At 66.9% G+C, this 13,049-nt stretch carries 12 protein-coding genes; 7 read left to right on the forward strand and 5 right to left on the reverse strand.

From position 1 onward, the window contains the following. Positions 1-79: 79 nt before the first annotated feature. From JOF56_RS42965 to JOF56_RS42995, 7 genes are all read left to right on the forward strand, one after another. The gene (locus JOF56_RS42965) at positions 80-658 is read left to right on the forward strand and encodes a TetR/AcrR family transcriptional regulator (protein WP_209645311.1); all 579 of its coding nucleotides are present in this window, start codon (positions 80-82) and stop codon (positions 656-658) included. 334 nt (positions 659-992) lie between these two features. Further along, positions 993-3,143, forward strand: a complete 2,151-nt coding sequence (locus JOF56_RS42970) for an ATP-binding protein (protein WP_209645312.1) — start codon at positions 993-995, stop codon at positions 3,141-3,143. 313 nt (positions 3,144-3,456) lie between these two features. Then, positions 3,457-4,812 carry a cytochrome P450 gene (locus JOF56_RS42975; protein WP_209645313.1) on the forward strand — a complete coding sequence of 452 codons (1,356 nt, stop codon included), beginning with the start codon at positions 3,457-3,459 and terminating at the stop codon, positions 4,810-4,812. Further along, complete coding sequence (locus tag JOF56_RS42980; RefSeq protein ID WP_209645314.1) at positions 4,809-5,669, forward strand: terpene synthase family protein; 861 nt, start codon at positions 4,809-4,811, stop codon at positions 5,667-5,669. Before JOF56_RS42975 ends, JOF56_RS42980 begins: the two co-directional genes overlap by 4 nt. Next, positions 5,641-6,069: a cytochrome P450 gene (locus JOF56_RS42985; protein ID WP_245380706.1), complete on the forward strand. Its 429-nt coding sequence runs from the start codon at positions 5,641-5,643 to the stop codon at positions 6,067-6,069. Before JOF56_RS42980 ends, JOF56_RS42985 begins: the two co-directional genes overlap by 29 nt. A 31-nt stretch (positions 6,070-6,100) precedes the next feature. After that, on the forward strand, positions 6,101-7,693 hold the full coding sequence (locus JOF56_RS42990; protein ID WP_209645315.1) for a prenyltransferase/squalene oxidase repeat-containing protein: 1,593 nt from the start codon (positions 6,101-6,103) through the stop codon (positions 7,691-7,693). Between the two features lie 317 nt (positions 7,694-8,010). After that, positions 8,011-9,000, forward strand: coding sequence for a helix-turn-helix domain-containing protein (locus tag JOF56_RS42995; RefSeq protein ID WP_209645316.1), 990 nt, complete (start codon positions 8,011-8,013; stop codon positions 8,998-9,000). A gap of 19 nt (positions 9,001-9,019) precedes the next feature. Here JOF56_RS42995 and JOF56_RS43000 read toward each other — a convergent pair whose 3' ends face one another. From JOF56_RS43000 to JOF56_RS43020, 5 genes are all read right to left on the reverse strand, one after another. Further along, complete coding sequence (locus tag JOF56_RS43000) at positions 9,020-9,997, reverse strand: helix-turn-helix transcriptional regulator (protein WP_209645317.1); 978 nt, start codon at positions 9,995-9,997, stop codon at positions 9,020-9,022. 272 nt (positions 9,998-10,269) lie between these two features. Then, positions 10,270-10,755, reverse strand: coding sequence for a CAP domain-containing protein (locus JOF56_RS43005; RefSeq protein ID WP_209645318.1), 486 nt, complete (start codon positions 10,753-10,755; stop codon positions 10,270-10,272). A 9-nt stretch (positions 10,756-10,764) separates the two neighbouring features. Beyond that, entirely contained in the window at positions 10,765-11,502 is a 738-nt protein-coding gene (locus JOF56_RS43010) for a thaumatin family protein (protein ID WP_209645319.1), read from the reverse strand. A 21-nt stretch (positions 11,503-11,523) separates the two neighbouring features. Further along, positions 11,524-11,937, reverse strand: coding sequence for a cysteine/serine endopeptidase inhibitor (locus JOF56_RS43015; protein ID WP_209645320.1), 414 nt, complete (start codon positions 11,935-11,937; stop codon positions 11,524-11,526). A 273-nt stretch (positions 11,938-12,210) separates the two neighbouring features. Further along, entirely contained in the window at positions 12,211-12,999 is a 789-nt protein-coding gene (locus JOF56_RS43020; RefSeq protein ID WP_245378626.1) for a GntR family transcriptional regulator, read from the reverse strand. Positions 13,000-13,049 lie beyond the last annotated feature (50 nt).

Consider the following 13,049-nt stretch of genomic DNA (forward strand, 5'->3'; position numbering starts at 1 on the left):
CTCCCGCGAGTGATGGGACTCTTGTCCCATCACCGTATCAGAGTGATGGGACAAGAGTCCCATCACATATGATGGCCCCATGGGTCGATGGGAGCCGGGCGCGCGCGAACGCCTCGTCATGGCGGCCGTCGACCTGTTCACCGAGCAGGGGTACGACGCCACGACGGTTGCGCAGATCGCCGAGCGTGCCGGGGTCACCAAGAGCACCTTCTTCCGACACTTCCCCGACAAACGCGAGCTGCTGGTCGCCGGGCAGGAGACGCTGAGCCGGCTGCTGACCGAAGGCATCGCCGAGGCGCCCGCCGACGCCAGCCCGCTCGAGGCGGTCGCCGCCGGTCTGGAGCGCGCCTCGACCGCGATGGGCCCGATGAGCCGGGAGATCGCCCCGCGTCTGAAAGCGGCCGTCGCCGCCAGCGCCGAACTTCAGGAGCGCGACGCCCTCAAGAGCGTCAGCCTTGCGGCCGCCATGACCGCCGCCCTGGTCGCCCGCGGCGTGCCCGATCCGACCGCCGCCCTCGCCAGCGAGCTCGGCGTCCTCGCCTTCAAGCGGGGGTACGCCGAATGGTCCGAAGGCGACCGTGCCCCCGAGGCCGGGTTCGCCGTCTACCTCCTGAAGGCTCTCGACGAGCTGCGCGCCGCGAGCGCATCGCTGGGCTGACCGGACAACCTCACCCGCTCCTCGTCTACCTGCCGAGTCACTCCTCAGCCGTTCTGCCCGTGCTGATGTCGGAAGGCACTCTCATGCTTGAGCTGAGCGGGCGCATCAATTGATCATGTCGCCTGTGCCCCCGCATTCCGGCTGAGCGCGAAAAGCGGTGTGCTGTCGGATGGTGTCCCGCGGTGTGGCCTCGATGCGTTGCGGCGGTCGACTGCCAACGGCGACGCTCAGGTGCGTCGCGACGCCGATCTTGCCCGCCGCTGAGCGTTCGTTGTCGACCCACCGTCTCGCGACGGATCGCTATGCTGCCTGATTCCCGGGGGAGAAAGCGGTGATGACGATCGACAACGGGCACGGCGAGCAGGTGTCGTCGCCGGCGACGGTCTTGAACGAAGTGACCGCGTCGGTGAGTGGTGCTGTGGTTCAGATCGGGACTCTCCACGGTTCCGTGCATGTGCGGTCTGAACGTGAACGCGCCATTCCGCGACAACTCCCACCCGCGCCCTACCGGTTTACCGGCCGGACCGACGAGCTGACCAAGATAACCGCCGCCGTGGACAATGCGGACAACACGGGCGCCACAATTGTGGCGATCGGGGGACTTGGCGGCATCGGTAAGACATGCCTGGCCCTCCACTGGGCGCACTTCAACGCCCAGCGGTTTCCCGACGGGCATCTGTTCGTGGACCTGCGTGGGTTCAGCCCCAACGGGGACCCCACGCGACCGGCGGCAGTGCTTCGAGGTTTCCTGGACGCATTGGGAATCCCTCCTGCCGAGATCCCGGTCGATCTGGACGCCTTGGCGGGCCAGTACCGCAGTCTGGTCGCCGACCGGCGCATGTTGATCGTGTTGGACAACGCACGTGATACCTCTCAGGTGGCCATGTTGCTGCCCACGAGCCCGGACTGCGTGGTGCTCGTGACCAGCCGCCACTATTTGTCTGAGCTGGCTACGAGGCATGGCGCTCAGTCCGTCGATGTGGACGTGCTCCCTGATGCTCAGGCACGTCAACTCCTGGGCTCCCACCTCGGTACCGCCCGCCTGGCCGCCGAACCTGGCGTCGTCACGGAGTTGGTCGAGTGCTGCGCTGGATTGCCACTGGCGCTGGGCATCGTGGCAGCCCGTGCTCTCAGACATCCCGGGTTTCCCCTAGCTGTGCTCGCTGAGGAGTTGCGTGACCATGCCACCCGACTGGATGGACTACAGGCCGACGAGATCCCTATGAACCTTCGGGCTGTGTTCTCCTGGTCCCTGCAGAGCCTGACGTCCGACGCGATCACCTTGTTCAGGTTGCTTGGCTTGACGCCGGGACCGGAGATCGGCCTTCAAGCTGCGCTCTCCCTGGCCGGCACACCACAGGCGCGGACTTCGCTGCGGGAATTGGAGTCGGCTCACTTGATCACCCAACCAGTCGCCGGCCGCTATCGCCTGCACGACTTGATCCGGATCTACGCCACCGAACAGGTCAAGCACCATGCCGCCGATCCTCCGGACGACGCGCTTCGGCGACTGGTGGACTTCTACCTGCACACCGCCTTCTCCGGCGAACGACTTCTGGACCCGGCACGGGTACCCATACACCTCGTCCCACCGGTTCCCGGCTGCCGGCCGCAACCGCTACGTGATCAGACAGAGGCGATGGCCTGGTTCGTTGCCGAGTACCGGTACTTGCTAGCCGCCCAACGTCTCGCAGAGCACCGCGGATGGCATGGCACGGTGTGGCAACTGGCGTGGGCCATGGACACGTTTCACTGGCGGCGTGGACTCGTGCACGATCAACTCGCTGTGTGGCGGGCGGGATTGATGGCGTCCGACCGCGAAAATGACCGTGACGGGCAACTTCGGGCACATCGACGACTCGGCTACGCCTACTCCCGCGTAGGCAAGCACCGTAAAGCCGTCGAGCACCTCGAGCACGCTTTGACCATGGCCGAGCAGGCTGGTGATCGGATCAGTCAGGCTCAGACCCACCGTGCCCTTACGGTGACGTGGGGACGACAGAGCAACGACTTACGTGCCCTGAAACATGCGATCAGCGCTTTACAGTTGTTCGAGGACCTCGACGATCCAGTGGGCCGAGCCGACATGCTCAATTCGGCGGGATGGCATTCGATCCACCTAGGACAGTATCTGGAAGCCCGCAGGTACTGCGAGAAGGCCCTGGTCCTGCACCGGCAACACCATTCTCGCCAAGGTGAGGCATATACGCTGAGCAGCTTGGCGTGCCTGGCGCACAGCACCGGCGACCACCTCGAGGCACTGGGCCGCTACCGGCAGGCTCTCGCCCTGTTTCGCGAGATCGGCCACATGTACCAGGAAGCCAATGTTCTGGAGCAACTGGGGCGGATCCACGTCACGTTGGGCAATCACCAAGAAGCACGCGGCGTGTGGCACCACGCAAGGCTGCTGTGCCAACAGCAAAACCGTACGACAGACGCGGACCGCATCCAGCGACACCTCGACCAGTTGAACGGTCCCGGATAAGAAGAACGCCAATAGGCAGGCACATGATTCACGATCGCCAGTGCTTCAGACCGATCCTCCAGTGTCCGCTCATGCTTGATGAGCGTTCGAGCGGCCATGCGCGACAGGTCTCAGTCGCTGATCGACGGTGAATCTTCTTCCCTGTCCTCCCGATAGCGACCTCCTGAAGATTCGCCTCAGCCGCCACGTGGCGCGGATATCCCATCTTGATGGCGCTGTCGTTCAACCGTCTGGCGAGCCGGCGTTCCTAGGCTTCGGACAGCCGCGAGATCTCGGCGCGGTGTGCTTTGTCTACCCAGGAGATCCGCAGACGATGAAAAGTCCCACCGCTCCGGGCCGATGGCCCGTGCTCGGCCACGCACCGGCACTCATCACCAGGCGCCTGCAGTTCCTGTCGTCGCTGTCGTCGCTGTCGTCGGTCGGCGAGGTCGTCCGGATCAGGCTCGGGCCGATCCCCGCCTACGTCGTCACCAGCCCGGCTGCCGTCCAGAAGCTGCTGGTGCCCGGCGACCGGGACTACGACCGGGGCCGGCTCATGGCCAAGGCGAGCGTGTGGTTCGGGGACTCCCTGCTCACTTCGCACGGCCCGTCGCACGAGCAACAGCGCAGGTCGCTGCGGTCGGCGTTCACCAGCGAGCAGGTCGACTCCCACGTCCGGCACGTCCAGGACTCGGCGAGGACGCTCGTCAAGTCCTGGACACCCGGCGAGATGCTCGCCATGGACGAGCTCATGAAGGACCTGGCACTGACCAACACCGCGCAAAGCCTCTTCTCCACCAGCCTCACCACCGGCAGCCTCGAGAGCATCAGGCTCCACATGCCCGCGCTCTTCAAGAGCGTGATCTTCCGGACGATCCTGCCGAGCGGGCTGGAGCGGATGCCGACGTTCGGCAACTTCCGCTTCAGGAAGGCCATGCGTAGCCTCGACGACGCCGTCGCCGCCATCATCGCCGCCCGGCGTGCGGAGAGCGGTGACAAGCACGGCGACCTCCTCGACTCGCTCCTCGCGGCACAGGACGACCAGGGGAACATGTTGCCGGACAAGCAGATCCGCGACCACGTCATGACGATGCTGGTGGCCGGGAGCGAGTCCACCGCCGCTGTGCTGAGCTGGGCGTTGTACGAGATCTTCCGGGATCCGGACCTCGCGCGCCGGGTGCGCGAGGAGGTGGGCGCACTACCGGCGGATCAAGCGTTCACCGCTGCCGACGTCTTGGCACTGACCTGCGTGAACAACGTGATCAGCGAGACACTGCGACGCTACCCCGTTCCGTTCATCATGCGCCGATCGCTCAAGCCGGTGCGCCTGGGCGAGATCGAGTTGCCTGCGGGCGCCGAGATCGTCTACAGCCCTTATCTGTTGCACCACGACCCGCGATGGTTCCCGGACCCGCTGCGGTTCGACCCCGACCGCTGGTCGTCCGAGCGCCATGGGTCCGTCCCCAAAGGCGCTTACCTCCCGTTCGGCGCGGGCGCGCACGTGTGCATCGGCAAGCGGATGGCGCTCGCCGGTCTTGCCACCGCCCTCGCCGTGATCTGTTCGCACTGGCAGCTCGAACCGGTTGCCGGACAACGGATCCGCGAGGTGGCGACCGGCACCGTCCACCCGAACCGGATGCCGATGATCCCGCGCCGCCTACCGGCTGACGAGTGGGAGCGGGCGGCATGACCCGGACCGGTGGCGTTCCGGGGCTCCTGCTGCCGTTCGAGGGCGGTCGTTGTGAGCCGGAGGCGTTCGTGCGGCAGCGGGCTCGCTCGGTGCGCGAGCGTCTGGAAGCCGCGGGACTGGGCCGTTTCGCACAGAGCGACGACGTTATGGCCGACCTGATCTGCCGGACGTCACCTCAGGCCCAGGCCGACACGATCGCGCCGCTCGCCGACTGGCTGCTGTGGTTGTTCCCCTTGGACGACCTCTGCGAGGAGATCTTCACGGCGGACCGGGCCCGCGTGCTCGTTCCCGCCGGCACCACCGACCTCACCGGACATCTGCTGGCGACCGCCTTCCCGCCGGTCGTGGCCACCGGGATGACCGAGTTCCGCGATGACGTCACCGCGCGCATGAGCCCTGGCTGGGGTGAGCAGTTCCGCCGGGACCTGGACGACTATCTCCTGCACGCGATCCTGTTCGCCGAGACGTCGGCCGAGAACGATCTCCCGGCGTTGGACGAGTTCCTGGTGGTGCGCCGGGCGGAGGGCGCGGCCAAGCCGACCCTCGACCTCGTCGAACTGGCCGCGCGGACCGATCTGCCCGAGCAGTTCCGGAACTCCACCGCGTGGCGGCGTCTCCTCGACGCCTGCGCAGACGTGCTCACGTGGACGAACGACATCTACTCCTACAAGAAGGAGCGGCGCGCCGGGAACCTGTTCAACCTCGTCGACGTGCTCGTCCACCACGGCCGCCTGTCCGAACAGGACGCCCGTGCGCGTGCCGTGGACATGACCGTCGATCGACCGGGTCCTGCGCGACCGGCCGGTCGATGCCGGCGACCTGCCGAAGCTGGAACACCTCCACCGCGTCGTCAGTGAGGCGCTGCGGCTGTTCCCTCCCGTGTGGCTGGTTCGACGACAGGCCAGGCAACCGCTGCGTCTCGGTGGCCACGACATCCCCGTCGGCGCGTCCGTCTACTACAGCCCCTACGCGCTGCACAGAGATCCCCGCTGGTATCCGGACCCCGAGCGCTTCGACGCCGACAGGTGGCTGCCGGAACGCAGCGGTGCCCTGCCGCGGGGTGCCTACTGCCCCTTCGGCGCCGGAGTCCACCGGTGCATCGGCGAGGCCTTCGGGATCACGGAGGTCATGACAGTCCTCGCCGTCCTGCTCCCGCGCTGGCAGTTCGTTCCCGCTTCGACCAGGGCTGTTCGCCCGAAGGCGGTCGTCACGCTCCGGCCCGACCGGATGCCGGTCGTCGTCCGACGCCGGCTCTGACCACTCCCCCTCGAACCCCAGTAGGCTCGCAATGCGTCCCCTTGCACACCACCGCGGTGAACCATGGCCGTCATCCTCGTTCTCCAGCTCGCTCCCGGCCGCGACGACCCGGCTGTCCCGATACGTGACCCTGCACATGGATTCCGAAGGCGCGGTACGGGACCCCTGCCTCGGACGCCCGCTGGAAACCGCGCTCCTGCTGCGCCTCCTGCAGGACACCGGGCGGCCGTTCACCCTGCAGGACAACTATTTCCGATCGATGCCTCCCGGATCCGACCCGTTCGACGTGGCCATCGCCCAAGCCGCTCTGGGGTGGAACGGACAGGCCACCGATGAGCTCCACGCGAGCATTGCCGCCAGATCACCCGGCTTCACGGGTCCACGCAAACGCGCCCTGCTGGACGGGGTGTTCGCGGTCCTCAGCGCCTCCACCGGCACCGGCGAGTCCTGTCAGGACAGTCTACGGCGAGACGGATTGCACTCCTGGGCACAGGTGCAGGTCACGGCGTTGAAAGGCATCCTGACCGAGTCGCTGGCCGAGGAGGACGTGGACCTGCTCGTCAGTACCCAGCTGCAGCCGGAGATCTGGGAGGGCAACGTCCTCATCCACCTCTGCACCCTGCACGCCCTGCGACGGCTCCCAGGGACCGAGGCAGTGGTCGCGGAGGGTATCCGCAAAGTCCTGCCGCACATGCGGCTCGACGGCAGCGTTCCCTTCGTCACCGACACCGACACCTGGTGCACGGTCACCGCCGGAATCGCCCTCGACTCCGTCGGCGCTCCCGAACCGGCGCTCCGCCGGATCGCGAGACGCCTGGTGAACTGTCAGCAACCCAACGGCGGCTGGTCGTACACCGACGCCGCACTGCAGACGGACGTGGACGACACTTCTGTCGCCCTGCAGTTCCTCCAGTCCCGCATCGGCTACCTCAACGGACACGCAGTCGAACGTGGACTGTCCTCATTGTTGACGTTGCAGCACCCGCAAGGCGGCTTCCCCACCTACATTCGCGACTCCGTACCGGAGGCCTGCATGACGGTCGCCGCGCTCGACGCCTTCACCTCCGACTACCCGCGACACCACCGAGTTATCGCCGACGGCCTGTCCTTCCTCGCCGACGAGCAGCTCCCGGACGGCACTTTTCCGCCGGACTGGAGCAGTAGCCTGCTGCATACCGTTTTCCGGACCGTGCTGATGACCTCGCGGATACCGGCCGAACCGCTCACCCCCGCTCGCAGGATCGGCGAACGGGCACTGCGTTTCGTGTTGCAGAGCCAGAACGATGACGGCGGATGGGGCCAGCGCGCGGACAGCCCCAGCGACCCGATCAGCACCTCTTACGCCTTGATGGCCCTGTGCGCACAGGAGGATCCACGGCCCGCAGCGGCAGGCGTCCGGTACCTGCTGGGACACCAGCAGGAGGACGGGAGCATCGCCTCTGTCAGCGACTCCATCGGCCCGCGGCCCTTCATCTTCCACGTGCCACTGCTGGCGGACATCTTCGCGCTCATGGCTCTCGGCCACGTCGCCCGGCGGATCGGCGGCGTCGGTGACGGACTCGGCCGGACGCCGCACCCGGGAAACCGCAACGTGCTGCTCACGGCCGCGCGGTCCCAGCGCTGACCTCGTCGGGACGGGTCAGTCCGCTTCCTGGTACGGCACGTATTCCAGAACGGAGCCGGCTGCGTCGCGCACGACGACACGATCCGTGACACGGCCTCATTCCCGCGGGGCGGTGAGGTCAGGCGCGGTGATCAGCAGGTCTCGACATATCGCCGCAGGTGAGCCCAGCTGGCGTGACCATTCGCCCGGGCGAGGAGTTCGAACGCAGGTATGCTGCTGGCACGGCTGCGATCACAGGGGTCGCGATTCGCACTTCGGGAGCACTTCAGACCAGGACAGTGCCGTCGCACAATGATTGCAAGGTAGACCAGTAAGCAATGAACAACAGCACCGCAGACGTGGGCAGGGCGTTCGGGACGTTCTCGCTGGACTCCAGGCTGCCCGGGGCCACCCAGCGCGGTTTCGCCGCCTTCCGCCGCGAATGGGAAGCGCAGCTCGGCGACCGTTTTCGCATGCCCGCGTTCAGCCCGGCGTCGACTGGTGACTTCCGGGTCAAAAGCCGTGGCGCCAAGGCGCGCGACGTGGCGGTCATCAACGTCCACGGTGTGTCGGCCGTTCATGCCGCAGGCTACTCGCACTGCGTCGAGGATCTCGTGCGGATGCACGTGGTGCGGCAAGGGACGTTGACGCTGGGCGAGATCCGCGATCGCGATGAAGACACTGTGCCGGCGGGCCAGTTCCTCCTGCGCCCCTTCAAGCTGGCGCCGCGCTACGACACGGCACGCCACACCACGGTGGACTTCTTCTTCCTGCCCTCGGCGACGCTCATGCCACTGCTCAAAAAGGGCTTCATCAACGGACCGGCGGACACGGCGGAGATGCGCCTGCTGCTCGCTCACACGGACATGCTCCACACGACAGTGGCCGACCTCGGCCCGGCCGGTGTGCACGCCGCCCGCAACGTCCTGGTCGAACTGGTCAAAGCGGTGGCGCTGCGCCAATTCGACGACACCGAGCCCCTGTTGATGCCCGCGCTGACCCAGGCCGCGAGGGATCTCGCGGACAGCCGCCTGACCGACGCCGACCTGTCCGGTGCGGTACTGGCGCGGGAGTTGAACGTCTCCGTGCGCACCCTGCAACGAGCGTTCGCCGCGACCGGCGAGCCGGCGGCCGCCTACATTCGCCGCCGCCGGCTGGAAGAAGCCTGCCTCGCCCTCACTGCCTCCTCCCGGCCACCGGCTCTGTCCGAACTCGCCGCCCACTGGCAGTTCGCCGACAGCAGCCACTTCATCCGAGCCTTCAAGAAGCACTACGGCCAGACTCCCACCGACTACACCCGGTCGATCAGAGAGGCCGAACCTGCATAACGGTTTTCGGGGGCTGAGATCAGACGAGGGCGGCGAGTACGGCGCCGAGTTCACGGCGGCCGGAGATGCTGAGTTTGCGGTAGACGCCTGACAGGTGGAACTCGACTGTCCGGACTGTGACACACAGTTTGGCCGCGATCTGCTTGTTGCTGTGGCCGAATGCGGCCAGGCGCGCGATTCTGGCTTCCTGCTTGGTAAGGGCGGCGCTTCTGCCTGCGGCCGGCAAGCTGTCCAGGGCTGATCTGACGCGTCCTGACCAGCGGGTGTTGCCGCCCCGGACGGCCAGGGTCTCCGCCAGTTCCAGTTTTGCCCGGGCCGCTGCGCTGTCGCTCCGCTTGCTCAGCATGAGTCCCAGGTCGTAGAGCGCCCAGATCTGTTCGTTGCGGACATGGGCCAGGTCCAGCAGCCGCACTGCGTCTGCCAGCAGGTCGATTCCGCGGTCGTCGCTCTGCAGCAGGGCCACTGGGTGCATGGCGGCGCCGACAGCGGCGGGTGATCCCCACCTACGGGCGGCCAGGAGTTCGTCCTGAGCCAGTCCCAGGGCGAGGTCGACCCGGTTGGTCGCGAGCGCCGCCAGTGCCGCGCGTGAGCGCCACGCGAACACGGCGGGGTTGACGATCTGCGACGCGGTCAACTGCTTGCCGCACTTCAGGTATTCGTCCACGGCCAGCTCAAACCGGTTGGCGGCCAAGTGAATGGCGGCACGCGCCGCGAACACAGCGGGCTCAGGCAGGTCGTGGTCGGCCAGGAGAGCCTCCGCGCGGCCCAGCTCGTCACCCTGCACCAGTGCCTCGACCAGCCACGCCACCGCCAGGTTGCGGGGCCTGGCATGCACCAGGCCGGAGAGGGTTTCACGCGCCCCGGCGCAGTCGCCGGTCAGGTATCGGATTCTCGCCTGCAGCAAGCGCGCTGGAGCGCGCCACTCCGGCCGCTCCAGCGCTGCGACGCAATGTGCCTCAGCCGACTGCAGGTCTCCTGCGTACGCGAGCGTCAGCACCGCGCGCCCGAAGCACCTTGGATCATTCGTCACCGACAATGCCCGCCCAGCGAGCTGAACGGCCTCCAATCGATCGATACCGTTGCGGGCCAACTGGATTGCTTGGTCTGCCGGACAGTGATACCGATAGGTCACGTTCCGTGATTACGGCCAATGGATACAACGTTGTAAGACACTGGCGGCATCTCTGCCCGGTTTGTCACCGGGCGTTGCCCGATCTCCGCTTGTGTTGTCCTGTCCGGCGAATAACCGGACAGGACAACACAAGGGTGCTACCTGCTACCGAAGTTCTGCGTCCAGTACACGCCGTAAGTGCTGTTGGGATTTGTCGCGTACCCGACGCCGATGTCCCGCAGTCCGCAGTTGAGGATGTTCGCGCGGTGCCCGGAACTGTTCATCCACCCGGCGACGACCGCCGCCGCCGTCTGCTGCCCGGCCGCGACGTTCTCGGCCAGGCTTCGCCAGCCGGTGTAGCCGACTCGCTCGACCCTGGTGACCATGGTGCTGCCGTCGGAACCTGTGTGACCCACGAAGTTGCGGGTCGCCATGTCTTCCGAATGGCGCTGGGCGGCCAGATTGAGCTGGGACACGGCTGTCAGCGGTGCGCAGCCTGCCTTCTGCCGCTCGGCGTTGGTCAGCCGCACCACGTCATCCTGAATGGTCTGGACCGTTGCGCCCTGCGCGGCAGGCGCCGCCGCTAACACTGCCACCAACACTGATCCCACAGTGGCGGCCCGGCTCAGCATGTGCTTGACCATCGGCTGCTCCTATCTGCCACTGTGGAACGTGACGGTGAAGCCGCTGCAGTTGCGGCACTGGCGCACGACCTGGTTACCCGGCTCGGTGTCCTGCTTCGACCAGGCATACGCCCTGGGGCACCGGGACGAGATCGCGTCGCTGTACGGGGTCTTGGCGTCCCGGTTGGGGTTGGTGCACAGCATCGGCGTGCCGTCGTCCCACCGCGTCAGGTTCGCCGGCGGGCAGAACGGCAGCAGGTTCTGCGAACACCCGACCCCTTGGCATTCCGTGGAGCCGGGCGGCGCCGAGGCGTCGCGTGGCTCAATGGTGATAGGCAGCGAGAACGCGTTGACGTAACTCACGTTGTACCAGGGCGCCAATGCGTCCTTGCGGTCGAAATTGAACTCCGCGAGGCTGGACGGCTGTTCACCGGTCGTGCAACGGTTGGGGAACGGTCCGCAGTCGGCGACCTTGCAGCGGAAGGTACTGCCCGGCGTGCCGGTGCAGTCCTGCCGGGCGAAGAACTTGCCACGCCAGTGGTTCGGCGCGCTCGACTCGGGAATGGTGACCGTCGCGGACTGCCCGTCAGCCAGCACAGGCAGGTTGGTGAAGTTCACCGACCCGTCCGCGTTCACGCCGCTGCCGACCCAGATCGTCCGCCCGGATCGGTTGACGAAGGTGACAGTGTGGTCCGCTGCGGCGGCAGCGGGTGCCACAGTCACCAACGCGGCGATCAAGGCGATCACCGCACACAGGATCTTGCGCATTGCTCCTCCGGAAACTCGTCGTCAGGACCGGACGAACTTCCAGGTCAGCGGAATGTTGCCCAGCCGGGGATCGGCGAGCTGTGAGAACGCGGGAAGGCTGAGGTCGATGTGCCCGCTGCCGCAACTCGGGCACTTGTCCTTGACCGGGACCGTGATGGTCCGCCCGTTGTAGCTCACCTGGACCGAGACGCCCCGGCAGAGCGGGTCGTTGTTCGGGTTGGGAGTCGTCCAGTACGAGGCCGGCACCGCGACGAGCATTTCGGTGGCAGCGTTGACCCACGTGCCGCACGCGCCGAAGCCCGAGTTGTCGTAGTACGTGGCGTTCCCGTTGATCGGTTGGTTGAACGGGATGTCCGCATACGCGGTTCCGCTCAGTGTCAGGGGCAGAACCACAGCTGCGGCCAGCACCCCGAGTGCCTTACCGATCTTCGTCATTGCTCCATCACCTCATGGCTTTCCATATGTTCCCGGCTCTCGACCGGGTTCGGTCGGATCGAGCACTCGTGATCCTCGGGGAACCAGGCGCGCGAGTCTCTACGGTTCGACCACAGGAAAACCGCACCGCGGAACGGCGATTTGTTGGGCCGGCACGGGATTTCGCCGGCGACCGGCAGCAGTGGGAGGTCCACGCCTTATGGGACAAGGGAGTCCGGCACGACCACGATCGGCAGGGCGCTGAATGCCCGATCTTCCCTCGCCGGTTCGCGATCAGATCCGGTTGGTGATGGATGCCCGGAAGCGGTAGCGATCCCCGCGGTAGACCTGGACGGTCAGTTCGATCGGGCGGTCCTGCTGGTTGAAGGTCAGCTGGGTCGCGACGAGCATCGGCATGGTGTCGCCGGTCTGGAGCAGCTCGATCTCCTGCGGCGTCGGGTGGCGGGCCTCGACCGAGTAGTCGGCGACGCGCGGCAGCTGTGGTGGGTCCGCCGCGCGCAGGGTGGCGTACAGCGAGGCAGTGTTGAAGTCGGTGACCGCCAGGGCAGGGCAGACGGTCAGCGGGAGGCGGTTGTGCTCGAGCACGACCACCAGGTCGTCGAGGAAGCGCAACCGGTGGAGGTCGAAGAGGTCCGCGCCGGGGGCGATACGGAGGTGTTCGGACTCGGGCACCGTCGCCGGGCGAACCGTGGCCGACAGCACCCTGCTGCTCGCGGTCAGGCCGTTGAGCTTGGCGTAGTCGGCGAAGCCCTGGACCTGCGGGGCTGTCGCAACAGGCGCCGCCACAGGTTCGGCAGGCTGGTCGAGCTCGGCGACGAACCACCCGCGCGACGACGTGGGCCGCACGATGCCTCGCGCCTCCAGCTCGGCGAGGGCGGCTCGCAGCGTCACGCGTGACACGCCGTACCGGGTCGCCAGCGCACGCTCGGAGGGCAGCCGGTCGCCCGCGCGGGCCGCTGTGGCACGCAGATCGTCCAGCAGCTGCGCGGCGGTGCGCTCGTACAGCGGTAGCGCGTCGTCCGCGAACAGGCCACGGGGCAGCGGCGTCCTCGCAACGGTCATACCAGAACGATACCGGTCCTTGTTGGACCCAAATCGGAGAAACTGGAGCA

Source organism: Kibdelosporangium banguiense (assembly GCF_017876405.1).
Lineage (GTDB): Bacteria > Actinomycetota > Actinomycetes > Mycobacteriales > Pseudonocardiaceae > Kibdelosporangium > Kibdelosporangium banguiense.

Excerpts from the sequence above, each read along its gene's own strand:
- JOF56_RS43015 (WP_209645320.1), bottom strand. The coding sequence starts at position 11,937 with ATGACGAAGATCGGTAAGGCACTCGGGGTGCTGGCCGCAGCTGTGGTT.
- JOF56_RS42970 (WP_209645312.1), top strand. The coding sequence starts at position 993 with ATGACGATCGACAACGGGCACGGCGAGCAGGTGTCGTCGCCGGCGACG.
- JOF56_RS42990 (WP_209645315.1), top strand. The coding sequence starts at position 6,101 with ATGCGTCCCCTTGCACACCACCGCGGTGAACCATGGCCGTCATCCTCG.
- JOF56_RS42965 (WP_209645311.1), top strand. The coding sequence starts at position 80 with ATGGGTCGATGGGAGCCGGGCGCGCGCGAACGCCTCGTCATGGCGGCC.
- JOF56_RS42980 (WP_209645314.1), top strand. The coding sequence starts at position 4,809 with ATGACCCGGACCGGTGGCGTTCCGGGGCTCCTGCTGCCGTTCGAGGGC.
- JOF56_RS43010 (WP_209645319.1), bottom strand. The coding sequence starts at position 11,502 with ATGCGCAAGATCCTGTGTGCGGTGATCGCCTTGATCGCCGCGTTGGTG.
- JOF56_RS43005 (WP_209645318.1), bottom strand. The coding sequence starts at position 10,755 with ATGGTCAAGCACATGCTGAGCCGGGCCGCCACTGTGGGATCAGTGTTG.
- JOF56_RS42975 (WP_209645313.1), top strand. The coding sequence starts at position 3,457 with ATGAAAAGTCCCACCGCTCCGGGCCGATGGCCCGTGCTCGGCCACGCA.
- JOF56_RS43020 (WP_245378626.1), bottom strand. The coding sequence starts at position 12,999 with ATGACCGTTGCGAGGACGCCGCTGCCCCGTGGCCTGTTCGCGGACGAC.
- JOF56_RS42995 (WP_209645316.1), top strand. The coding sequence starts at position 8,011 with ATGAACAACAGCACCGCAGACGTGGGCAGGGCGTTCGGGACGTTCTCG.